General features: G+C 44.3%; 25 protein-coding genes and 1 tRNA gene. 15 read left to right on the top strand and 11 right to left on the bottom strand.

What is annotated here, in order from left to right; translation table 11 throughout:
* Positions 1-4 precede the first annotated feature (4 nt).
* The 8 genes from QW597_01365 (at position 5) to QW597_01330 (ending at position 4,938) form a co-directional block, all read left to right on the top strand.
* Positions 5-1,087 (top strand): hypothetical protein, encoded by a 1,083-nt coding sequence (locus QW597_01365; protein MEM0155237.1) that lies wholly within the window; start codon positions 5-7, stop codon positions 1,085-1,087.
* Complete coding sequence (locus QW597_01360; GenBank protein ID MEM0155236.1) at positions 1,084-1,911, top strand: hypothetical protein; 828 nt, start codon at positions 1,084-1,086, stop codon at positions 1,909-1,911. Before QW597_01365 ends, QW597_01360 begins: the two co-directional genes overlap by 4 nt.
* A 12-nt stretch (positions 1,912-1,923) precedes the next feature.
* Positions 1,924-2,139, top strand: coding sequence for a hypothetical protein (locus tag QW597_01355; GenBank protein MEM0155235.1), 216 nt, complete (start codon positions 1,924-1,926; stop codon positions 2,137-2,139).
* A complete protein-coding gene (locus tag QW597_01350) occupies positions 2,117-2,464 on the top strand; it encodes a hypothetical protein (GenBank protein MEM0155234.1) in 348 nt (115 codons plus the stop codon). Before QW597_01355 ends, QW597_01350 begins: the two co-directional genes overlap by 23 nt.
* A gap of 185 nt (positions 2,465-2,649) precedes the next feature.
* The gene (locus QW597_01345) at positions 2,650-3,063 is read left to right on the top strand and encodes a DsrE/DsrF/DrsH-like family protein (GenBank protein ID MEM0155233.1); all 414 of its coding nucleotides are present in this window, start codon (positions 2,650-2,652) and stop codon (positions 3,061-3,063) included.
* Positions 3,064-3,074: 11 nt separating this feature from the next.
* Positions 3,075-3,317, top strand: a complete 243-nt coding sequence (locus QW597_01340) for a sulfurtransferase TusA family protein (GenBank protein ID MEM0155232.1) — start codon at positions 3,075-3,077, stop codon at positions 3,315-3,317.
* Between the two features lie 9 nt (positions 3,318-3,326).
* Positions 3,327-4,469: an FAD/NAD(P)-binding oxidoreductase gene (locus tag QW597_01335; GenBank protein ID MEM0155231.1), complete on the top strand. Its 1,143-nt coding sequence runs from the start codon at positions 3,327-3,329 to the stop codon at positions 4,467-4,469.
* Positions 4,470-4,479: 10 nt separating this feature from the next.
* On the top strand, positions 4,480-4,938 hold the full coding sequence (locus tag QW597_01330; GenBank protein ID MEM0155230.1) for a DUF1641 domain-containing protein: 459 nt from the start codon (positions 4,480-4,482) through the stop codon (positions 4,936-4,938).
* Positions 4,939-4,946: 8 nt separating this feature from the next.
* Here the strand turns inward: QW597_01330 and gcvPB are convergent, their stop codons facing one another.
* Positions 4,947-6,389: an aminomethyl-transferring glycine dehydrogenase subunit GcvPB gene (gcvPB, locus tag QW597_01325; protein MEM0155229.1), complete on the bottom strand. Its 1,443-nt coding sequence runs from the start codon at positions 6,387-6,389 to the stop codon at positions 4,947-4,949.
* On the bottom strand, positions 6,386-7,717 hold the full coding sequence (gene gcvPA, locus QW597_01320; protein MEM0155228.1) for an aminomethyl-transferring glycine dehydrogenase subunit GcvPA: 1,332 nt from the start codon (positions 7,715-7,717) through the stop codon (positions 6,386-6,388). Before gcvPA ends, gcvPB begins: the two co-directional genes overlap by 4 nt.
* A gap of 111 nt (positions 7,718-7,828) precedes the next feature.
* Between gcvPA and QW597_01315 the strand changes: the two genes are divergently transcribed.
* Positions 7,829-8,809 (top strand): diphosphomevalonate decarboxylase, encoded by a 981-nt coding sequence (locus QW597_01315; protein ID MEM0155227.1) that lies wholly within the window; start codon positions 7,829-7,831, stop codon positions 8,807-8,809.
* Here the strand turns inward: QW597_01315 and QW597_01310 are convergent.
* Positions 8,806-9,609 carry a S26 family signal peptidase gene (locus QW597_01310; GenBank protein MEM0155226.1) on the bottom strand — a complete coding sequence of 268 codons (804 nt, stop codon included), beginning with the start codon at positions 9,607-9,609 and terminating at the stop codon, positions 8,806-8,808. The two genes, QW597_01315 and QW597_01310, sit on opposite strands and share 4 nt — an antisense overlap.
* A 100-nt stretch (positions 9,610-9,709) precedes the next feature.
* On the opposite strand from QW597_01310, the gene QW597_01305 reads away from it, so the two are divergent.
* Positions 9,710-9,874: a preprotein translocase subunit Sec61beta gene (locus tag QW597_01305; protein ID MEM0155225.1), complete on the top strand. Its 165-nt coding sequence runs from the start codon at positions 9,710-9,712 to the stop codon at positions 9,872-9,874.
* A 46-nt stretch (positions 9,875-9,920) separates the two neighbouring features.
* Positions 9,921-9,995 (top strand) — tRNA-Glu (locus tag QW597_01300).
* A gap of 274 nt (positions 9,996-10,269) precedes the next feature.
* Here the strand turns inward: QW597_01300 and QW597_01295 are convergent.
* The 6 genes from QW597_01295 to QW597_01270 all read right to left on the bottom strand — a co-directional run bounded on the left by QW597_01295 (position 10,270) and on the right by QW597_01270 (position 15,849).
* Complete coding sequence (locus QW597_01295) at positions 10,270-10,446, bottom strand: hypothetical protein (protein MEM0155224.1); 177 nt, start codon at positions 10,444-10,446, stop codon at positions 10,270-10,272.
* A 615-nt stretch (positions 10,447-11,061) separates the two neighbouring features.
* Positions 11,062-11,409, bottom strand: coding sequence for a metalloregulator ArsR/SmtB family transcription factor (locus tag QW597_01290; GenBank protein MEM0155223.1), 348 nt, complete (start codon positions 11,407-11,409; stop codon positions 11,062-11,064).
* Between the two features lie 4 nt (positions 11,410-11,413).
* Complete coding sequence (locus tag QW597_01285; protein MEM0155222.1) at positions 11,414-12,022, bottom strand: formylmethanofuran dehydrogenase subunit E family protein; 609 nt, start codon at positions 12,020-12,022, stop codon at positions 11,414-11,416.
* A 25-nt stretch (positions 12,023-12,047) separates the two neighbouring features.
* A complete protein-coding gene (locus QW597_01280) occupies positions 12,048-12,407 on the bottom strand; it encodes a DsrE family protein (GenBank protein MEM0155221.1) in 360 nt (119 codons plus the stop codon).
* Between the two features lie 258 nt (positions 12,408-12,665).
* Positions 12,666-13,022 (bottom strand): 4Fe-4S dicluster domain-containing protein, encoded by a 357-nt coding sequence (locus tag QW597_01275; protein MEM0155220.1) that lies wholly within the window; start codon positions 13,020-13,022, stop codon positions 12,666-12,668.
* A 1,759-nt stretch (positions 13,023-14,781) separates the two neighbouring features.
* Positions 14,782-15,849, bottom strand: a complete 1,068-nt coding sequence (locus QW597_01270) for a Xaa-Pro peptidase family protein (protein MEM0155219.1) — start codon at positions 15,847-15,849, stop codon at positions 14,782-14,784.
* A gap of 213 nt (positions 15,850-16,062) precedes the next feature.
* Between QW597_01270 and QW597_01265 the strand changes: the two genes are divergently transcribed.
* Genes QW597_01265 through QW597_01255 form a run of 3 tightly spaced genes read left to right on the top strand, consistent with a single transcriptional unit; the run spans position 16,063 to position 19,493 of the window.
* A complete protein-coding gene (locus tag QW597_01265; protein ID MEM0155218.1) occupies positions 16,063-16,935 on the top strand; it encodes a xanthine dehydrogenase family protein subunit M in 873 nt (290 codons plus the stop codon).
* On the top strand, positions 16,936-17,445 hold the full coding sequence (locus tag QW597_01260; protein ID MEM0155217.1) for a (2Fe-2S)-binding protein: 510 nt from the start codon (positions 16,936-16,938) through the stop codon (positions 17,443-17,445).
* Positions 17,445-19,493, top strand: a complete 2,049-nt coding sequence (locus QW597_01255; GenBank protein MEM0155216.1) for a xanthine dehydrogenase family protein molybdopterin-binding subunit — start codon at positions 17,445-17,447, stop codon at positions 19,491-19,493. The genes QW597_01260 and QW597_01255 overlap by 1 nt, the downstream gene beginning before the upstream one ends.
* A 191-nt stretch (positions 19,494-19,684) precedes the next feature.
* On the opposite strand, the gene QW597_01250 is transcribed toward QW597_01255, so the two are convergent.
* Positions 19,685-20,290, bottom strand: a complete 606-nt coding sequence (locus QW597_01250; GenBank protein ID MEM0155215.1) for a nucleotidyltransferase family protein — start codon at positions 20,288-20,290, stop codon at positions 19,685-19,687.
* Positions 20,283-20,735, bottom strand: coding sequence for a carbon monoxide dehydrogenase subunit G (locus QW597_01245; GenBank protein MEM0155214.1), 453 nt, complete (start codon positions 20,733-20,735; stop codon positions 20,283-20,285). The genes QW597_01250 and QW597_01245 overlap by 8 nt, the downstream gene beginning before the upstream one ends.
* Before the next feature lie 234 nt (positions 20,736-20,969).
* On the opposite strand from QW597_01245, the gene QW597_01240 reads away from it, so the two are divergent.
* The gene (locus QW597_01240; GenBank protein ID MEM0155213.1) at positions 20,970-21,785 is read left to right on the top strand and encodes an XdhC family protein; all 816 of its coding nucleotides are present in this window, start codon (positions 20,970-20,972) and stop codon (positions 21,783-21,785) included.
* The last annotated feature ends 78 nt before the right edge of the window (positions 21,786-21,863 follow it).

The raw sequence follows: 21,863 nt of genomic DNA, 5'->3' as shown, positions 1-21,863 counted from the left end.
TTCTATGCCAAGACAAAAGATTTCAGAACTTATCGAAGAGATGAAGGATATCACCATGAAAGCCAAGGTGATGAGCATAAACAGCAGAAATATACGTAATGAAAGAGGTGAAAGCACATACTTTTACGGATATCTTGGAGACGAGACGGGCACAATCCCCTATACTGCCTGGGCATTTCCTAGCAGTCTGAAAGCAGGAGATGTCGTGGACATGAAGAACGTCTACACAAAGAAGTATAATGATAGCCTTAGGGTCTATTTAGATTCAAGATCGCAGATCATTCTTGATCCAAATAGCGAAATGGAAGTAAAGAGAGTTTACAGAAAATACAATATCCGGGACCTTTCACTGAAGGACCAGTACGTCGATGTTTCAGGCATCGTGACTGGAATCAAGGCAAGGGAATACGATCGAGAGGGGAAGCTCCAGAAAGTTTATCAGGGTTTTATAGAAGATGTAACGGGAAAAGTGAAGTTTTCTTCATTCGGCAGGGAGATTGAAGAAAACAAACCACTGAGGTTCATAGGTGCGAGGGTGACTGAATTCAATGGAAGGCTCTCCCTGTCCGTTAGTGACAAAACGGAGATTACTGGCGCCGAAAAAATATCAATTCCAGCAAGCAGGGTATACCAGCTACAGGAAATCAGGAACCCTTTCGGGGGGGTTTCTATTGCAGGATTCGTCGTTTCAGTTGGCGAGAAAAGCGGGATTGTATACAGGTGCTCGCAATGCTTCAAAACAATTCAGAACGGTTCCTGTCCAGACCACCCCAACGCTGACAAAATCGAAGATATTTTCGCATATTTCACTGTCGACGATGGGACGGGGGTGATTCAGTGCAGCGCAGGATCTGCGTCATTGCTCCCATTCCTGGGCCTGACCGGAGACTCAATTAAAAACTCTGATGAAAGAAAGAGGGCCGAAATCCACACAAACATAAGGAATGGCCTCATTGGGATGTCGGTATTTGCCACCGGAGAGTTCAGGAGGATGAAGGAAGACCTTTCGTTCAGGGTAGAATCTTTCAGGAAAGTGACTGCAGCTGAGGTAAAGCTGATTTCTGCACCGGTGGAGGGAGACTTTTGATAACAGGGAAAAAAAGGGAACCCTCTAGATGGGTGCTCTCAAAGGAGCTCAAGGACACAAAGGTGATTGAAGATCAGAACCCGGAAGAACAGACAAAGCCATATATTATAACGCCACTTGGCACGCGTATCAGGAGAATTCTGATCACCGGAATGATAACATCCAAAACCGTGGACGATACTCTAACGAAGGCTACGGTGGCTGATAATGCTGGCGCTTTCTACGTAAGTGCTTTTTCTTCGGGATTCAACGCAGAAGCCAAGTATGTGCTCGATTCCATTGACCAGGACTCGGCTGTGATGATAATGGGCAGGATAAATCCATATAGAACGGAAGAGGGGGCCTTTTACTTCAATATCAACCCAGAAATTGTCGCACGTGTCGACCCTGCAGGCATGGAGATGTGGAAATCCAGGACCGTCTGGATCGCAAAGCGAAAGATTTACGCCATCAAAGAAGCTCAGAAGGCGGTGGATGCTGACGCGCGTCATCTTCTCTCTCTTGGTTACTCAGAAGAGGAGGCTGAAAGTGCAGTCAGAGCAAAGAAGTTCTACCCAGATTACAATTATCCTGAATTTTCAAAGATTGCAGACAGCGTTCTTAAGTTTAGCCAAGAAAGTAGCCAGAACGCCGAATTGAAGGAGATTATACTCTCTGCCATTAAGAAAAATGATAAAGACGGAAAGGGTTGCAGGTACGACGATATCCTGGCTGCGGCCGTAAAGGACAATGTAGAGAGGTCGCAGGTGGATGAGGTTCTAAATGCCCTTGGCTCAGACGGTGAAATCTACGAAGTTTCAGTCAAGAGATTTAAGACAATATAGGTTGAGTTTTACATGAGTGTTAAGCAGAAACTGGAAGAAGAAATCCTGAATTTTAAGGAGCAATCTCAGAAGCTGAAGGCTGAGATATCTGATCTCGAGGATAATGTGGAAAGGAAAAGGCAGAGATTCATGGAAGCTGAAGCGGACATGGAAAAATCAGACACAGCATGGGAATCATTGGCGAAATCGCTGAGAGGAAAAGGAATTGAACCTCCGGAAAGAGATTAACAAGATCATAAACCTCTCAGATAGCGAGATCGCGGAACTTGAAAGCAATCCAGAAGAATCAGAGAAACTTGTAAAAGAGCTTATGAGGGAGTATAAGTTATATTCAGACCTGATGGGTAAGAAGTCTAGGCTGCTGGTTCTGGAAAAGAACTATGAATATCTAGCTTTCAGGGCAGTATACGAGATACAGAATAATGTCAAAACATCAAAGGTCATGATTTCCTATATAGAACCCCTCGACTCTGGCAAGGTAAGAGGTTCCATAGAAACAATCAACAGACTTGAGAAAACATATGGTAACGAAAAGACGAAGTTCCAATCTTAACTAATTTTTATTTATATTTTACGTCATTATGCCATTACACTAAAAATCATAAACACTTTTGAGAATTAAAATATGGTGTGATAAACTGTCTTGGTGAGATATCTCTCGCTAATCCAGATTAATGTCGCTTACATGTTCGGCTCTCTATTATTATGTTACTTACTAATAATCTAACTAGTGATCGTATGGCCGAAAAAATGTCACTTTTGCTAGTGTCAGGGACATCTGACAAATTAATGGCAGGAGCAATAATTGCCTCAGGTGCAGTTGCGAATGATATGGAGGTGGACATCTTCGTAAGTTTTTGGGGGCTCATGCAGTTCAAGAAGAATGGAAGCGGGAAGATGACCCTCAGCTACGATGGAAAGGGTATGGAACAGGAAGTCATGAAAAAGATGATGGAAAAGAAAATTCCGTCATTCATGGATATGCTCAGGCAGGCAAAGGAAGTTGGAAATGTGAAGGTGTACGGTTGCGCAATGTTTGCAGACTTGATGGATTTGAAGAAGGAAGACCTAGATCCGATCATTGATGAGATCATAGGCGTAGGGAAATTCGTTGCGATGGCGAAAGATTCAAAGATGACCCTGTTTATATAAAGGTGGTTAAAGTGGCTGAGGAAGTAAAACCTACTAAGGTTATAGATGCAAGGGGCAGTTTCTGTCCAGGGCCCCTCATGGAACTCATAAAGGGATACAAGCAGGCTAAAGTTGGAGATGTGATCTCTCTCTACTCTTCTGACAATGGGACAAAGGTCGATGCCCCCGCCTGGATTAAGAAGAGCGGCAATGAGTTAATTGGCGTGTACGACAGGGACGGGTATGTAGAAATTGTCCTGAAGAAGGTAAGGTAGAGGATATAAGTGTATAGCCAGAAGAGAGCACTTATTCTGGGGGATGGAGCCGCCGGGACAATCCTGGCAAACAAGCTCCGTTTTCTAACGAATAAGAATGAACTAGAAATTGTTGTAATAGGCAATTCGAAGAAGCATTATTTCAAGCCTGACGGGGTACAGATACCATTTGGTCTTCTGGATTACAGGAAAAGCGTAAAGAACTCGGAATTTCTGTTCAATGCCGGTGTGAAATATATTCAGGATGAAGTGGTGAGAATTGATGTTGATCAAAGATTTGTTACAGTGAAGTCTGGCAAATCATACTCCTATGATTATCTCGCTATTGCAACCGGTGACAGATTAACACCGGAGGATGTGCCAGGCTATGAAGGCGAAGCGAAACATTTCTACAACTTGCAGGCAGCACTTTCCTTGAAGGAGGATCTTGCAAAATTCAATGGCGGAGACATAGTTATAGGGCAGGCAAGCCCAGAGATACAATGTCCTCCGGCTCCATACGAATTCACGTTCCTGCTTGATCACTATTTCAGGAAAAGAGGGATAAGAAACAAGATAAACATACATTACACATATCCACTCAATCGCGTATTCACAATGCCACAAGTGGCTGTTTTTGTCGACAAGCTGTTTCAGGAAAGGGGCATTATTACTCACACGATGTTCAATGTGGAAACTGTGGATCCCAAAAATAAGGTTGTGAACTCTCTAGAAGGCGAATCGGTAAAGTACGATATGCTAATTCTGGTACCGCCGCACAGGGGGCAGAAGGTTATAACAGATTCTGGCCTCGCAGGAGAATCTGGATATATTGATGTAGACAGGCACAAGCTTAATTATGGGAAATACGACGATGTCTTTGTCATTGGTGACGCCACTAACCTCCCAGTATCGAAGGCCGGGGCTGCGGCACACTTCCAATCCGGGTATCTCTCACACCATATTGCTTCGGAAGTGGGTGGCGCGGTGTATGAGGATGACTATAATGGCGAATGCGCGTGCTATACCATTACTGGTGTGAACGAGGCAATTTCCCTCTGGTTCAGCTATGAAAAAAATGCAAAAGCCAACTTCAAGAGCAAGCTTGATTACATATTCAAGTGGACATCAGCTGATACTTACTTCTCAGGTATGGTCAGGGGGATAATGTAAGGTGAATGAAATGACCGACAACGAAGACAGTCTCGAACCTCTTATCAAGGACTTGCTTGCAAATGCGGATCTCATTGAATCGCTCCTGACCTTATTAAAGAAGATGAAGCAGGCAGGACTGGTAGAACTTCTGAACAGTGTGTCATCCGGGTACGTTCCTACTGATATAGAGTTCATGGGGAAGTTCTTTTCTTCAAAGGAACTAATCTACGGCATGCTGAAGTCAGCTAATACTGCAGTCAGTCTGATTCATGCTCTGTCAGATGAACGAACGTCAGACATGGTAAAAGCTATTATGTACAATCTACCGGACGCGACCGAATCTATGGTAGATGCTGCAAAGAACCCAGATAGGTTATCTGCCCTGAAGCTCATGTCAATGCTAAAGGATCCTGAAGTTGCGGCTGGAATGAGCGTAATGTTCAGTTTTCTGAAATTCCTTGGTAGTGCGATCAAAAAAGTGGATTAGAAAAATAGTTATTTCTGCAGGGACCAGGTAAGAACCTGATCCTTGGCAGCTTTTATTTCATCTATTCTTCCAACAGATAGATTTTTTGGCCTGTGCAGTAGATCATCGTGTCCGGCTTTCAAAGCACCTATTACGGCATCGCAGAATGTGTCAAGGTCGTCCTTGTTTACGCTCTCCGTTGGTTCGATCATCAACGCCTCCTTCACTATGAGAGGGAAGTACACTGTTGGTGCGTGCACACCATTGTCTATCAGGTACTTAGCAATATCAAGAGCTCTTTCTGGCGTATTCGCCGAAGACAGGACAACTTCATGTTTCTTAATTCCGCCATAGGGGTCTGAAAGGTGCTTTGATAGTCTCTTTGTAATGTAATTTGTGTTCAATACAGCCTTTCTGGAACTTTTCTCAAGCCCGTCAGAGCCCTGGTAGGTTATGTATGCCCATGCCCTGAGCAGAACAGCGAAAGCACCAAAGTAAGGTGAGATCCTGCCTATGGTCTTCTCGGAAGAATAGTCCTCGAAATACTTGCTGCCGTCAAATCCAATCCTCGGCACCGGAAGATATTTTTCGAGTTTCTTTTTAACTGCGACTGGTCCAGCTCCGGGCCCGCCTCCTCCATGGGGTGTGGCAAATGTTTTATGGAGGTTGAAGTGAACGATGTCGAATCCCATTATTCCCGGGGAAGTAATGCCAAGGATGGCGTTGAAATTAGCACCATCGTAATACAGCAGGGCTCCTGCATCATGAACGAGTTTTGAAATTTCCACTATATCCCTTTCAAACATTCCCAGAGTGCTTGGATTGGTTATCATGAATGCAGCTGTCCTTTCGCTGAGAGCAGCTTTCAAGGCATTAACGTCAACCATGCCGGTAGAGTCTGAAGGCACTTCCACAACATTGAAACCCCCCATAGCAGCGGATGCCGGATTTGTCCCGTGTGCAGAGTCAGGCACTATTATCTCATTTCTTTTATCAAGCTGGCCTGTGTCCTCAAGGTATTTCCTGACAATCAGTATGCCGGTGAACTCTCCATGCGCTCCCGCAAGCGGCTGCAATGTCACAGCATCCATATCTGCTATCTTCTTCAAGTATTCCTGCAGCTCGTACATGATCCTGAGTGACCCCTGGATGCTGTATTCTGGCTGCAGTGGGTGCATTTCAGAATACTGTTCCAGTGAGGTGATTTTGTCTGCATATTTCGGGTTGTACTTCATTGTGCAAGATCCAAGTGGATATATACCAAGATCAACACTGTAGTTCATCTGTGATAGCCTGGTGAAATGCCTGACAGCGTCATATTCAGCAACCCCAGGGATTTTCAGTGTATTCCTCTGCATTTCCACAGGGATAAGCTTTTGTGCATCGCTTCCGTCTCCAGGTATCTTGTACGTGGAACCGGACTTGAATTCATTCAGGAGCCTTTCATCATAGGTGGCCTGGTGAAAATTCATCTAATCGCCTCCAGTGCCTTTGCGAGATTGTTAATTTGCTTATCCGTATTCTTCTCAGTAACAGAAAAGAAACCGGCTTTCCTAAATGAGACAAGATCGGGAAACAGCATGGCCGAAGGTACGGGTCCGAGGATGCCCTTTTCGTATAGCTGCTTTTGCACTTTAACAGGATCTGCAGGCATCTTTACAATAACATCTGAAAACGATGTCCCTGAAAATAGGTCTGCGTTGTAACCCTTTATCTTTGATATGGTGTTCCTGAGCTTCTTCGCGTTTGAGATTGTAACGTTTGCAATCTTCCTCAACCCATCGGATCCAACGATTGATAGATATACTGCAGAAGCGAGGGCCATGAGTGCCTGGTTGGAACAGATGTTACTTGTTGCTTTCTCACGCCTGATGTGTTGCTCCCTTGTCTGTATTGTCATGACAAAGGATCTCTTGCCGTTCACGTCTGATGTGAGGCCTATAATCCTCCCGGGGGATTTCCTCAGGTATTCCTTCCTGAAGCTGAAAAGTCCGAGAAGTGGGCCGCCAAGTTGCCGGTGTATCCCAAGCTGCTGACCCTCTCCAACTGAAATGTCTGCGCCGTACGAACCAGGAGGCGCTATCGCCCCAAGGGAAATCGGATCAACGTATGATATTAGCAAAGCGTCCTTCTTGATTTCCTGTACTCTTGACACATTTGGATCAATTATTCCAAATGAATTCGGGTTTTCGCATACTATTGCAGAGGTATTGGTCGTAATTTTCGAGGAAAGATCGTCAAGATCAATGCAGCCAGTATCCTTCCTGAAAGAATATTTAATAAATTTAAGATTCAGACCTGACGAATAACTGTGTATTACATCCATTTTTGATCTGTATATGTTCTCCGGGATCAGGACTTCGTTTTTCTCATTTATCCTGTGAGCCATCCTTACAGCTTCTCCCAGAGCAGTGGCACCATCATAAATGGATGAATTTGTCATGTCCATCCCCATAAGGTCGGATATCAGGCTCTGATACTCAAAAAGGCTTTGAAGCATCCCCTGAGAGAATTCAGCCTGGTATGGCGTGTAAGACGTGATGAACTCTGATCTCCCAATAATTGAGTCCACAGCGGCAGGTATTATCCTGTCATAAATTCCGCAACCCATGAAATTTGCAAAGTCGAATCCGCGATTTGCGGATCCTATTTCTTCAGCAAGTTTCATTACTTCAAACTCACTTATCCCCTTGTTGATGGGAATGCCGCCTTTCCTAACTGAAACGGGAATGTCTGAAAACAGTTCTTCACTATTCTTAATCCCAATAAAGTCCATCATTGCTGATTCTTCGTCAGGCAATAAATATCAACTCCGCTGGGGTATCTCACAAGTTTATTTTTAGCTTTGTGTGCTCATTGTTTCAAAAAAAGCGAAGATAAAGATATATCATTTCGAATCGATGACCGATACATGGTAGCTGACCTTGATGGTAATATAGTCTCATCTTCAATAGCTTATCCCACAATGGGCATAATCCTACTTGGTGGCATATCCGATAAACAGCGTAGATATCCGATGCACACATCCGCCGGGATAGCCTATACCGGAATTGAGGAAAAGATAAGGGTTGAAACATCATTCTTCGTGAGTGAGGATCAGAAGGGTTACGTCAATGGTTCTCCGATCGATGGTTCAATTGATTACAGATCTCCGTTTACAATAATAAACAGCTACGCTGATAAAATATCCATGAAACTCAGGATGAAGGGGGATGAACACGTGTCATTTTCTTCGTTAAACAGATCGGTTATCTCGGGAAGTTCAGATGGCGCTGCAGCTGCTGTCGGCAAGTGTATCGAGAACATAATTCCTTACGATGTCTCTCTCTACGGGATCGAGAATGATCTTCGCGTGATATCAGAAAGCGTTGGACGAAGCATATACGGCGGCCTTACGATCACTGAAGGCAATGGATCTGCAGTATTCACGGAGAAGATTCTGGACGAATCTGCCTTCAGAGATTATGCTGTTATCGGCTGTAAATTTTCAGCTTCCAGGAGACCATCTGACGATATCCACGAGAATATGGTAAAAAGTCCGGATTATCCGGAAAGGGTATCCAGAACAAAGTCAAAGGGAAACGAGATCAGGAAGCTAGCAGAGGACAGAGATATAAAGGGTATATTCGAGATGGCTATGGCTGATACGGAGGAATATCACAGGCTGAGCGAAAGTATGGGTGTAAGGATCATAACTAGGGAAATGAGGTCTCTTATGGATTCAGTGAAAAAAGCCCGTAACAATGTCTGGATGAGCTACATAGTGACTGGCGGAACCAATGTTTTTGTCCCCGTAGAAAGGAAAAATCTCGTAGCTGTGCTGGAAATTGCAGAAAAACACGGAGTTCAAGCTGTTCCGCTCAAGGTGGCCGGCGGGGCAACAACGATTTAGTGTTTCCAGTTTCTTCTTTTCTTCCATTCCAGGTAACCAACAGGAATACCTATCGCCGCAATGATGACTGCGATGGAGATCCCAAGATACAAATAGCTATTCTGGGGGACGTCATTATAATACTGCCATTCCCCATAGGCTCTCAGGAAGTTAAGTTTTATCAGACCGAACCAGGGTATTTCGCCAAAAGCCACCCCCATGATCTGGGAATACTTCACCGGTTCACTTGTTATACCTACATTCTGGTCCGCGACAATGTACCCATTCAGGGCGCCGTTGAATTCTGATCTAGTTGCTGAGCCCAAGTTGTAATCTCCAACGGTAATGTACCCGCTCTCCCCTACCATTCCGCTGATCTCAACCACCAGATTTCTATGGGAGTATCCCACATTGTCTAGCCTCACGTAATTCTGCGTTACAGTAATCCAGGACTGGTTTGTGTATCCTTCAACCACTGGGGAATTTCCGTTCCAGGTGAGGTAAAACATCGCACGGTGTATGATCGTATTTCCATTGGTTGACCTGTAGAGTATGACGCTTCCATATTCTCCATATGTTGAATATCCTGTTTCAGACCCATCTAGGTACGTAACGATTTGGTTAGTCGGCGATGTCACTTTCTTAATGAAAACAATGTCTCCAGTGTATACGCCGTTTGGCGTCCAGTATGAAGAATGCTGCATACTGCTTGATTCCACCACGCTTACGGGGGGCCAAACGCCGGAGTAAACTGTAACACCTATCAACGTTACCAGAATGACAGCGGTGATAGTTATCCATATCTTGTCCGATTTCTTCAATTTAACTGGCTGCATAATTTCGTGGAGATATTTATTCCAATTGGTACATGCACGCTTTCAAGACACAAAAGCTTAAATCTCAAATTTCTATGAAGCCGCAATGGCGGACAAGAAGAACGAGGGATTTCAGTCTGGAGCCGGACTGATCAGGTATTTTGATGAGGAAGAAATTACAGGTCCTGCCCTTGATCCAAAGCTTGTGATATACATAGGTATAGCCATTGCAGTTATCGTCGAACTTGCTAAAATTTTCTGGCCTGCGTGAACAGACAGGCAAAGAAATAAATCCGTCTCTTCAATCAGCATCGCAAGCTCCGGTAGTGTAGCCAGGCCAAGCATTAGGGACTCTCAATCCCTCGACTCGGGTCCAAATCCCGACCGGAGCATCAGCTCCATTCCCGCTGGATTATGCACTAGAAAAAATTTCACCTTCTTTGCCTCCTGTATTGCTGCGTCCTGGGATGGATGCGGGCGTACCAGTGCGCAGGGCAGATACTCATGGGTGGGGCGCACGAATACAAAGTATACTGAATGATGCTGCTCCAGCATTTTCTTCAGGTATTTGTGTGTGGTCATGTGGAGACGATGCTTCTTTCTTGGGTTTAGCACTGCAACACCAGTATCTCCTCAATAATTTGCGTACTCCCATATCCAAATTTTTCATTTTTTTGGCATTCCAGGCAAGGCTTCAAGCTGTTTTGATATACCAGTTGTTGAATTTTCGGTCATATTTTTTCTTGCCCTCTTTTCAGACAATAATGGGCCTTTCCGAAGCATGAACTCCAGATTATTCCTTGATTTCTCAACGATCTCCTCTATGATGCTAGAATCGTACATCACGCCAATTTTCTACTTTCTTTTGCGCTCTGTATATACTCCACGCATGATTCTTCATTCCTTAGAACGTACAAGACATCTTGTCTCGATGCATAGTGATAGGAGAGGCCTATTTGTCGGGTCGTAATATTGCCGGAAACTAGCTCAGCGTGAATTTGTGGCACGCATAGTAACGAGGTTTTCGTAGTTTTCGAGGAAGTCACTTGTTTCATGATCTTTGATATTAATTAATTAGCGGCGGATGGGAATTCAGCGTTTATGGAATGAGAGGGTTGGCATGTAAGGGACTTATTTCTAGAGGGAAACAAAAGAGCACTTGCAGACTATATGTTAAATGGGAATCCGAAAATGCTCAACTCACTTCTTGAAGTGCTTTCTAAGATTCCTGATGCACAGGTTGTGGAAGGCATCGCATCACTACTTGAAGGTATTACGGCCGGAAAGTTGTTTTGGGATCCGAAGATCCATTAAACATTCATCTTGCTAGGAGAGTAAAAAGACTTTGAATTTGAAGTGTGTCTCTCAGTTGCTATAAATATGATCAAGGGGCTTGAGAAGAAAGGAAAGCACTAAGGCAAGGAAACTCGATTGAAACCTAATACCGTTCTATAATTTTTATAGACTGCACGCCGGATGATTTCTTGAATTCTCTAGTTTTGAAAGGTCTTCTGCGGTTTCTGGGAGAAGCTTAAGAATTTCAACAATTAACGGGAATCTGTCATCACAGAGTGAGTAGTATACCCATTGAGCGTTTCTTCTTTCCTTTACGAGCCCATTCGACTTCAGCTTAGCAAGATGCTGGGAAACATTAGATTGTGAGAGATGGCATATGTTAGTGAGCTCGCATACACAGAGTTCTCTCTCCCTCAAAAGTGAAAGAATATGAAGACGATTTTTATCTCCCATAGCCTTCATAATTCCGGCAACTGATTCTATGCTTTGTTCTTTCAATGTCTGCGTCATAGTATTATAACACGTCCTTAAATATAATGTCAGTGCGAATCCCCTTATTATTAAACTGTACTTCTTCCCACATATAATCTATGGCCGTCACGTAATAATGTTCGTGAGGTTTAGTGGTTAAGAGTACATTTTTTACCCATTTTTCCTGCATTTTTCTCAGTTGATTAACTCCCTTCGCGAGCCGATCTGCCGGCGTTGAAAGAAGAGTAGCCTCCATATTTAAGATCTCACCAGGAAAAAATCCGCTTTCTTCGGATACTTTTACAGCCTCACCGGTAGATATACGCTGGATTATATACCACACACCTGGCGTATTCTTCACATTCTGGGTTCCAAAACGAATGCGTGCTCCTGTAAGATAAGTGGCAGCGTCGCCGAGACAAGGACTGTTTCTAGATACTGCCCTAAGGTCTGTTCGGTCAATTATTCCATTTGGGAAGAGTGCATCAAATGCCACTGAAAGAGCATAACTGCCCCTGTAAAGTCCATCGCACGCATGTCCATGGAATTTCACCAGATCAACAAACCTTATCTCCTTGTATTTACGAGAGTACCTTCCATGGCTGGATTCAGTATCAAGCACTCGAAATACTGGAAGATTTCCATCTTTCAATTAGTTTACCTTCTATTATGTGCCTTTAAAATGAAATTACGGTATATCCCTCTACTGCGTACCTTGAAAATGCGTCCCTCGCAAATTCAAGATTTATGCCATTTTTAGAGAAAATATCCTCCAAGTTCCAATTTCTAACTTGGTTTGAGCAAGCTTCCAGCGTGATTCCCGCTTCCCGAAGTCCCTTAATTGCTTCTAATATCTCGCTATTGTCCTTGCCGGATTCCATTGCTCTTACTCCGCCCGTGAAAAGGAAAACTTCGACGTTTTCAATATTATTCTCCTCCCTAGCATCATGTATCCGCTTAGCCACATGCAGGCCAGACATAACCTTTGCGCGCTGATCCAACCCTGAATTTATTACAATTGCTATTTTACCAGCCATTATTGTACCTGGCCAGAATATTAGAATATACTAATTAATGCTATCGGTCAACCTCAACAACAATGTAAATAGAAATGGAATCGCATAAGAATTTCTCTCAAAGAATAAAATGAGAATATCCCTACCGGTCTTATTTTAAAATATTGATTTTTAAATCAATTAAAATATAAAAAAAGCACTTCTCGTCTTGCTATGTACCCATGTTTGAAAAAAATGGGTATGCGTTTCGTTGATTATTTTTCCCAGATAACCCATAGGTCAGGCAAGAAGTCCCGGATTAGCCTCCAGTTTTTTATTAAGTTCTTTCTTCAATAAATCCATTGGAAGTTTCTTTGACAGCTCCCTTACCTCCGAAACATCAGGATGTGTTATGGCACCCCATAGGCAACTCACGGTACAATTGTTGCACCCAACCATGCAGTTTTCAGGATACATAACCACAGCCTTTTTTCTCTCAAAATCGTATCCGAAAACGTTTCTCTTTTCTCCACAGGTAACAACGCACAGACCGCAGCCAGTGCACCTGTCTACGTCAATGCTTGGTTCCCAATGAATACCAGACCTGGGGACACCATGCCATATGGCAAAAGGGTTAAGCACAGCAACTTCACTCATTTTTTGATCACCTTCAAATGAACTGAATGATCTGGAAACTTTTGGATTCTTGCGTTAAGTTCCTGCTTAACTCGTGGAAAAATCTTGTATTTCAGGATAACTTCTCTGACGAACTGTTTCGGATCCGAAGGAAAACTGATTGCGTTCTCTGGGCACAGCTTTCCGCACGTCGTGCACCCGACGACGCATTTTCCTGGATTTTGCACTATCGGTTTTTCCCCTATTTTGTTCCACCGTAAGACATCGTTTCCGCAAGTCAATAAACACATTCCACAGTTGTTGCACTTTTGATCATCTATAGTCGGGTACCACTGGAGAAGCGTTCTATCAACTCCGTGCCACATTCCTTTATCATCCATAATTACTAATATTAGTATATCGTAATATACGATTAAAACTGCGCCTGACATATAAGTGTTAGCTTTCGTGCCTCAAGTAAAATCACGATAAATCTGCGTATGCTAAAGATTTAAAAACTTAGCTTTGCCGCAATGTTATCCATTCATGGACGATATATCACCGCGGAAAGGTGTTTTATTTTCCTGTACCCATTGTTACCAGATTTTCTGGAATCTTTTATACCCAGCGCCATAGTTTTCTAGGCGTCGAAGATTGATGAATCTTTCTGCCTTGACTTTTATCAAGTTTCTGTACTGCCAATATTATTTCTAATACCCCTGACTACATTCATGATTTTCATTGATCGTCTTTCTGACGACTGTGGTCAGGCGAAGATGTTTTGGCTTAAACTCTTAATCTCTGCAGTTTTTGCTTTTCATCCTTTAGGGGGTTCACCTGACTTTCCCAGATTGCTTTGAAATCCTAAGATGGTATATCGAGTACTTGAGTTAAGTCAGTGTTGCGTTCTGCATTTCCATGCATGGTCTTACAGATAAAATGATTTGAAAACTCATTATGTTCCACTCCTCTAAGGCTTTTTCTCAAGAGATCTTGTCATGTTTACCAGCCTATTCAGGAAGTCAAGTATCAACAAATAAAAGCCGTAATGGAAATTTAAAGGAAAGCCTTGCAACTTTTTTATAATATCCAATCGACAAGTAATGGAATGAAGATAATGTTTTATCGACCGTCAAGACATTGTACTACGCTAAGAAAAAGGGCTTAACCATTTAACTTATATCTTCAGCAGCGCTATCGCGGCGATGATAGTTAAAAATAAATTTAACGGAGAGCGGTTAGTAGAACTTGCCGAGACAAAACTTCCCGACGCCGAAGTGATTATGAAGAAGGCGAAAAAGGCATTCCTAGAAAAACAAGTTCCCATTATCCTGTCAAAGGACAAAACCAAGAATAGCATTAGCGCTGACTGGAATCTGTTAGTTCTCGAGTACAAATTAAACAATATTTCGCTTCATAGTTGCTTCTGCTAAACGTTGGCTCAATGGATCCAGTCATAGCCTGAAACACACGGGAGGAGCTCATATTTACTCTGGCGACATTTCGTTTTTAGATTCCTTCCAGAGGTGGTCTCCATGATCTTCCTGGCATCCTGGTCTGTTAGGAATGGCCGAGGAGTATCTAATTTCCCCACATATGCTGCAGTAGTAAGGTTTCTCGCTTACCACATATAAATAATAGATGGGCCTATAAAAGATTATCTATTAATTTGATTGTGGTATTACTTATCCAATATTAGCCAGGCCCAGAAATGATTCTCAACAGTTCTAGCGCACAGACCTATCAAACCTCGCTTTACAGAGCGGTATGAGTCATATACTGGAGGAATATTAACTCGTACTCAGATGGTCGTCAGTTCTTTGGAAAGGTCATTGAAATTTCTAGATCCGTTGTTCTTGACTAACAGAAAATCTTCTATTCTGATACCGAATTTCCCTGTGATGTATATCCCAGGCTCAATTGTGACGCAATTGCCCGGTTGAAACCCGATTTTATTTTTCTGATCAACGTATGGGCTCTCGTGGACATCGAGGCCAATCCCATGTCCCGTACGGTGTATGAATCTCTCACCATAACCCGCCCTGGTGATTATTTCGCGTACAATTCCATCGATTTGTGCACCGGTTTTACCCGGTTTTAGTGAAGAGCAACCCGTCTCCTGTGCTTCCAATACAATATTGTAAATTCTTTCAAATTCTGGTGAAGGCTTGCCAAAAAAGACGGTACGGGTGGTGTCGGAACAGTAATGATCATAAACGCAACCAAAATCAATCACAGCCCCCTCTCCACGTTTGAGGCGTGTATTATTAGGTAAGTGATGCGGATCAGCACCATTAGCTCCAAAGGAAACTATAGCTTGAAAGGCCGGAGATTGAGATCCGTTCTCCCTGAATGCCTGTTCAAGAATGGAGGCGACATGCTGCTCGGTAATCCCCTCCTTCAGGTTCTGGATGGTCTGCTCGAATGATTTTTCCGCGATTTCAGCAGCTTTCTTCATTGAAGCGATTTCACCCTCACTCTTCACGGACCTCAGCGATTCGACTTCCTGATCAAGAAATTTTTTGGTCCCGGGTATGCCGACATAAAGACCAGCCTTAAGATCCCCTTCAACATGAGTATATCTTGAACCGCGCAGGTATGAAAGAAGAATTTCCACAGGGTTCTGAGAATCATCCCACGAGACCACATCAATTCCACTTTCTAGTTCAGACGCCTCATCCTTGTGCAGCGCCGGCACGATAAGCACGGGGCCACTCTCATCCACCACAAGGGCGATCAACCTCTCGAAGCCTTCGGCAATGAAGCCAGAGAAATAGAATATGTTCTTGCTTGATGTAAGCAAAATATTTCCATCGACCATTTTCTGGAGCTTTTTCAATCTTTCAGCGAATTCTGAGGTCGCTACCATAATCTCCTCCGGTGTATTCGGCTACTGAATTTAAGAGATCGTATATTTTGCCTAACAGCAAGAAAAAGAGAGTATGGTGCTTCCGTTCAACTCCGCGCATCTCTGGCCGGCAGAGCACCCACCTGCTAACATGCCAGTTGAATTTATTCCGCGTATCCTAATAATTGCCCTCGCCTATCAAATTTCTTATATACGGGATTTAATTGGTCTGTCATGAACCCATCTTCATTTAGTTATATTGCACCAATGAGCTTGGATGAAGCATTTGAGTTTCTTTCCAGCCACGAGGACGAGGCCAAGATCTTGGCCGGTGGTCAAAGCCTGATACCCCTTTTGAAACTCAGGCTGACGTCCATTCCGTATATCGTTGACATATCCGGCATAGATGGCATGAATTACATAAGAGAATCACAATCCGACCTAAGGATAGGATCGCTTACAACCATCGCGGACCTAGAGGACAGCGACCTAATTCATGGAAAGTACCAGATTATCAGTGATGCAGCTTCTGGAATTGCCGACCCGCTGGTACGGAACCGTGGCACCATTGGTGGAAACATAACGCACGGTGACCCCTCTAACGACATTCCCGCCGTTATGCTTGCCATGGGTGCCAGTTTCATTCTTGCCAGTAACAGGTCAGAAAGGAAAGTGAATGCAGAGAATTTTTTCCTGGATACATTCACTACAGCTATTGAATATGGAGAGATATTGACGGAAATTGTCATTCCGAAGGCCGTTAAGAGATCTGGTGGGTGTTACATTAAGAACAAGAAGGCAGCTGGAGATTTTTCGGTCGCTGCAATAGCGGTATATCTCAACTTGAGGGCCAATGGCACGGTGGAAAAAGCTGGCATTGGCCTTACTTCGGTCGGACCGAAACCTAGCCGTGCGCTGAAGACGGAAAAGTACCTGAAAGACAGGAAGATAGACGATGCGGTCGCGAAGGAGGCAGCCGCCATAACAGTGACCGAATGTGAACCATCCTCTGACTTCTATGGAACGGCAGAATTCAAGAAAAAGGTGCTTGAGAAGATAACTGCAGAAGCAATTCTCGTTGCAGCAGAAAGGTCGGAGGAGAATTAGATGGATAATGTAAAGATTAAAACGAAAGTGAACGGAGAGAACGTTGAATCGGAAGTTGAACCAAGAAAACTGCTTGTACACTTCCTGCGGGAAGATCTTGGTCTTACCGGTACACATGTGGGATGCGACACGACAAACTGCGGGGCATGTACAGTACTCGTTGATGGGAAAGCAGTCAAGTCTTGCACCACTCTCGCCGTGCAGGCTAGTGGAAAGGAAGTGACAACCATAGAAGGTATCTCAAAGAATGGCAAACTTCATCCGATACAGGAAGCATTCCTCGAGAAACACGGTCTTCAATGCGGGTACTGCACATCGGGAATGATAATGACGTCGTTTTGGCTTCTGAAGCGGAACAGGAACCCAACGGAGGAAGAGATACGCCGGGGCCTGTCAGGAAACCTCTGCAGATGCACTGGATACCAGAGTATAGTGGAATCCATACAGTATGCGTCAAAGATCATGAAAACAGAGGAATCCGAGAAAGAGGAAATGGCGGTGGAGCACTGATGGCTATGATGGCAGGGCGAAAGAAATCATACCCACAATACAACGAGAAAGTTTTTGTCGAGGGCAAGGGAAATTTTGTTGACGATATCATGTTGCCAGGGTCTCTTTATATGTCAGTGGTGAGGAGTCCCTATGCTCATGCCAAAATACTGAGCATCAGGGGGGGCCTCAGTTCCTCAGAGTTAAAGGCAAAGATGGCCTCCGTCGGGGAAGGAGCAAACGACGGATCGGGCAGCGCGGTTGAGCCAGTGTTTGCAACTGGGTATGTCAATTATGTTGGTGAACCCGTGGCCGCAGTCTTCGGCGATGACCGATACAAATCTGAAGATATGCTGGATTCAGTTGAGGTTGATTACGATCCCATGAAACCTGTAATGACCATCGAAGATGCGCTTTCATCCCCCCCAATTCATCATGGAATGAAGAACAACATTATTGCAGATGGATGGAGGGGAAAGGAATTCAGTGATTCCATTGCGCCTATCGTGCTACAAGATACATTCATGAACAATAGGATTGCCACAAATCCCATAGAACCCAGAGGGATTGTTGCCGATTATGACGGCAGCAGGCTCAACGTCTGGATATCTACGCAGTCAGTGCACAGCATCAAGGAAGGTCTCTGTGAAGTTCTATCTCTTAAGCCAGAGAATGTGAGGGTAATGCAGGCAGACACTGGAGGAGCTTTTGGATCAAAGGGCGGGCTCTACCCGGAGTATGTGATCGCAGCCTATGCAACAATGAAATATCGCAGGCCAGTGAAATGGATTGAGACCAGGCGAGAACACCTCTCTTCAACTGGACACGGCAGAGGAGCTAAAGGATCAATGAAGATTTTTGCCGAGAAAACCGGAAGGATAGTTGGTCTGAAGGGGGAGGTCGTCGTTGATGCTGGAGCATACGGGGCAGGGATGGGAGAATTCGCATCCCGCTTCATAGCAATGATGGGAACTGGCCCCTATATGATTGAGAATGCACATGTCAGGGCCCTATCGGTACTTACAAACAAAGTGACCCTAGGGCCATACCGTGGTGCCGGACGACCGGAAGCTTCATTTTTCATCGAAAGGATGGTTGACTTACTTGCAGACGAGCTGAAGATGGATCCGGTGGATCTCAGGATTCTCAATTCTGGCACCGCAAAATTCCGTTCACCGCTTGGAATGGAAATAGACGCCGCCAGACCATTCATAGAGCAGGCAGTGAGGGAGCTTGACTACAGAAAAAAGGTAAAGACGATTAAAAACATAGGGTTCTCTTTCTTCGTTCTTGTGCCGGCATTCGCGCCCGGGGAAACTGCGAGAGTCATTGCGAGAGACGGCAAGATAAGCGTGTGGCTGGGTGGTAACAGCCATGGACAGGCACATGAGGTCTTTGTGAGAAAGATTGTGAGCGAAGAGCTTGGTGTTCCAGAAAATATCGTGACTCTCTACCGCGGTGACACGGACATGATTCAGAACGGTGTCGGATCATGGGGGAGCAGAACAGCAATAGTTGGCGGTGCAGCTGTTGTTTCGGCCTGCAGGAAGATAAAGGAACAAGTCTCTGCAAAGCATGGCAAGTATTCCAGCAATAGTCTGCTCTCCGGTTCATATGACATGTACGTCAATGAGGAACAGAAGGGATCACTGAACTCCTTTGGCGCAAATCTTGCCACGGTTGATATAAACTCGCTTGGTAGCGTTAAGGTAAGGGAGTGCTCTGCCTATTACGATGTTGGCAGAGCATTGAACTTGGACATGGTCATTGGCCAGATACAGGGAGGCATGGCGCAGGGAATAGGGCAAACGCTCCATGAGGAGATAGCGTTTAACGAGGAAGGACAGCTACTGACCTCAAGCATTTCTGATGCCGGAGTCCCTCTTGCAGAGGATATACCCAATTTCGGAGTCAAGATCGCAGAAAACCCTTCCTGGCTCCCGCATGGCGCCAAGGGGCTTGGAGAATCACCAACAATTGGGGTCCCGACTGCGCTTGCACGTGCGATAGAGAAAGCAAGTGGAAGGAGGATCAGAAACACACCAATCAGACCTGAGGATCTGATCTGAACTAGAAATGGTAGACAATTTTTATTTTTAGACGCAAGTCTCAAGTTTTAACAGACTGAAGTCGGCACCCTCCACATGGACAGCCCAAGCCCTTGAACTGTTATTCCTATTCCTTAAACGATTATGACGGCGCATAAAACTGATGGTACCATTTTTATTGATCTCTGCCCGCTATTTATACCCTGATAATCCTATTGCTTATTTTCTCCGAGGATCTCTGATATCTTTCTAAGGTCTTCTGGGGAATCGACATCAATCAGCCTGTCAGAGGCAACCTCCAGTTTTACTAATCTATCCATATTTGTAATCGCAACATTCTTTCCTCCGTTGTCACCTTCCAGTCTAAGAAGGTCCTCGAAAAATTCTGCAGGGAATATCATTGGATTCCTAGGTATTCCGCTCACAGAACAACAGATAATGGAATGTGGGTTGGTATGGTATTGTTCAATCAGGCCGTCAAGGATATCCGACCCAACAAGGGGCTCGTCTGCAGCAACGAGCATTACGGCCATTGCAGTGTTCTTGAAGTAGTCTATTCCTGCCCTTATTGATGTGCTCATACCTCGTGAGCGGAGTTCGTTTATTAATGTCTGAAATCCCGCCGGGATCAATGACTTAAATATTTCATTATCTGGAACAACAATGGCTGCAGCCTGCACAGCCGATGCCATCACAGATTCGATAATATGGCTCAGAACAGGCTTTCCGGCGATCTTATACAGCAACTTGTTTCCAGGGAATCTGCTGGATTGTCCTGCAGCAAGAATAACCGCACAGACACCGCTGTTTTCATTCATGAGAAAACGCTTTCTGGAATGAGTCGGTTAGTGTTTTGATATACTTCTCCGCTGCACCGTTTATCACTCTGGCCCCCATGCTGGCCATCACCCCACCAAGGTTCATTTCCACCACCCATCTGATGGCGGTTGCTCCGCGATCAGTGTCAACAAAGGTATACGCTGCCTTGAGATCTACAGATCCGCCTGATCCCGATCCTCTAGCTACAATTCTTACAGAATCGTTTTGCAGCTTCTCCTTTATCTCAAGTGTTAGATTGAATTTCCCCTTTATAAAAGAAACCCCAGCTTTTGCGACCAACCTTGTTGACGATTCATCTATCTTCTCCGATGAAATCACATCCGGTATTATACTAGTTATCTTATCAATATCAGATATGAAGCAGTATACGTCATGCCTGCTGGCAGCCACCTCAAACTCACCGTTGAATTGCATTAGCCTCATATCAGTAAGCTTTCAACAGACATTAATATTGCCAATTGTACAGACATTTCGTATTGTAACAAGGTCACCAGGAATAACCTGGTTGGTATCCTATAAAGAGACTTCCATTCATCATGAAGATTTGCAAAGCATTTAGGTTCTGCGGTCTTACCTCGCACCCTGCTAAAGAAGAAAAAGCATTCCTTAATTTTCATCTGGAAAATGCTTTATATCAATAGCCAATCTTCTCATTCGTTGAGAAACTGGGAGTATCCAGAATTCATATCAGAGCTTGTGAGGAAGGGACAACGTTTTGTAGTGGCAACTGTAGTTAAAGTATCTGGATCATCTATTGGGAAGCCTGGATTCAGAACGGTGATCTCTTCCGATGGAAAGGTAATATATGGCACTCTTGGAGGAGCGTGCCCTGACTCTGTTATTATAGAAAAGGCGAAGCAGGTGATGTCTTCAGGAGAAGCTAGAACTGTAAAGGTGTTTCTGGAAAGCACGGAGGAAGCACTGAAAGGGGTCATGATAAACAAGGACGATGAGATTCACGTCGAAACATTCTGTGGGGGAATTATGGACATTTTCCTTGAACCATTCTTCCCTTCGGAAAGACTTGTGATCATCGGTCAGGGTGGCAGGGATGAAATAGAGGAAAATCTCGTAAGACTCGGCAAAATGGTAGATATGCAGGTTGTTGTGGTCGATCCGAATCCCATGATTGAGGTCGACCCGGATATATCTGTGAATTCAGCAGAATCTCCCCTGAGCGAATTCAAGTTCAGCGAGGGTGACTATGTGGTCATGCTTACGAAGGGTGCGAATGATATTCCAGCACTGGAAATGCTTTCACACAACAAGACCAGGTACGTAGGAATGCTTGCCAGCCGTAAGAGAATAGAAGCAGACAGAGAGATTCTGATAAAAAAGGGAGTACCGGAATCTTTCATGGAGTCACTTCACGCTCCAGTGGGTATCGACATCGGATCCATTACGCCGGCTGAAATCGCTCTCAGCATAATATCAGAAATAACCTCAATCAGAAGGAAGAAGACCGATCAATAGTTTTTATTCAAGCCAAAGATAGCTGAACACCAAAAAAATGTGAGTCTGCAACGTTGATCATCACAATTTGTGAATGGG

It is taken from the genome of Thermoplasmataceae archaeon (assembly GCA_038729425.1).
In the GTDB taxonomy this organism is placed as follows: domain Archaea; phylum Thermoplasmatota; class Thermoplasmata; order Thermoplasmatales; family Thermoplasmataceae; genus B-DKE.
The sequence above is the reverse complement of the archived record's forward strand: the minus strand, read 5'-3'. Positions and strand labels throughout refer to the sequence as shown.

Bases quoted from the DNA above. Each gene is read 5' to 3' on its own strand.
- QW597_01280 (MEM0155221.1), bottom strand. From the start codon at position 12,407: ATGGCTGGTAAAATAGCAATTGTAATAAATTCAGGGTTGGATCAGCGC.
- QW597_01365 (MEM0155237.1), top strand. From the start codon at position 5: ATGCCAAGACAAAAGATTTCAGAACTTATCGAAGAGATGAAGGATATC.
- QW597_01275 (MEM0155220.1), bottom strand. From the start codon at position 13,022: ATGAGTGAAGTTGCTGTGCTTAACCCTTTTGCCATATGGCATGGTGTC.
- QW597_01305 (MEM0155225.1), top strand. From the start codon at position 9,710: ATGGCGGACAAGAAGAACGAGGGATTTCAGTCTGGAGCCGGACTGATC.
- QW597_01265 (MEM0155218.1), top strand. From the start codon at position 16,063: ATGAACCCATCTTCATTTAGTTATATTGCACCAATGAGCTTGGATGAA.
- QW597_01245 (MEM0155214.1), bottom strand. From the start codon at position 20,735: ATGAGGCTAATGCAATTCAACGGTGAGTTTGAGGTGGCTGCCAGCAGG.
- QW597_01250 (MEM0155215.1), bottom strand. From the start codon at position 20,290: ATGAATGAAAACAGCGGTGTCTGTGCGGTTATTCTTGCTGCAGGACAA.
- QW597_01290 (MEM0155223.1), bottom strand. From the start codon at position 11,409: ATGACGCAGACATTGAAAGAACAAAGCATAGAATCAGTTGCCGGAATT.
- QW597_01345 (MEM0155233.1), top strand. From the start codon at position 2,650: ATGGCCGAAAAAATGTCACTTTTGCTAGTGTCAGGGACATCTGACAAA.
- QW597_01255 (MEM0155216.1), top strand. From the start codon at position 17,445: ATGGCTATGATGGCAGGGCGAAAGAAATCATACCCACAATACAACGAG.
- QW597_01330 (MEM0155230.1), top strand. From the start codon at position 4,480: ATGACCGACAACGAAGACAGTCTCGAACCTCTTATCAAGGACTTGCTT.
- QW597_01270 (MEM0155219.1), bottom strand. From the start codon at position 15,849: ATGGTAGCGACCTCAGAATTCGCTGAAAGATTGAAAAAGCTCCAGAAA.
- QW597_01315 (MEM0155227.1), top strand. From the start codon at position 7,829: ATGGTAGCTGACCTTGATGGTAATATAGTCTCATCTTCAATAGCTTAT.
- QW597_01355 (MEM0155235.1), top strand. From the start codon at position 1,924: ATGAGTGTTAAGCAGAAACTGGAAGAAGAAATCCTGAATTTTAAGGAG.
- QW597_01295 (MEM0155224.1), bottom strand. From the start codon at position 10,446: ATGTACGATTCTAGCATCATAGAGGAGATCGTTGAGAAATCAAGGAAT.
- QW597_01260 (MEM0155217.1), top strand. From the start codon at position 16,936: ATGGATAATGTAAAGATTAAAACGAAAGTGAACGGAGAGAACGTTGAA.
- gcvPB (MEM0155229.1), bottom strand. From the start codon at position 6,389: ATGAATTTTCACCAGGCCACCTATGATGAAAGGCTCCTGAATGAATTC.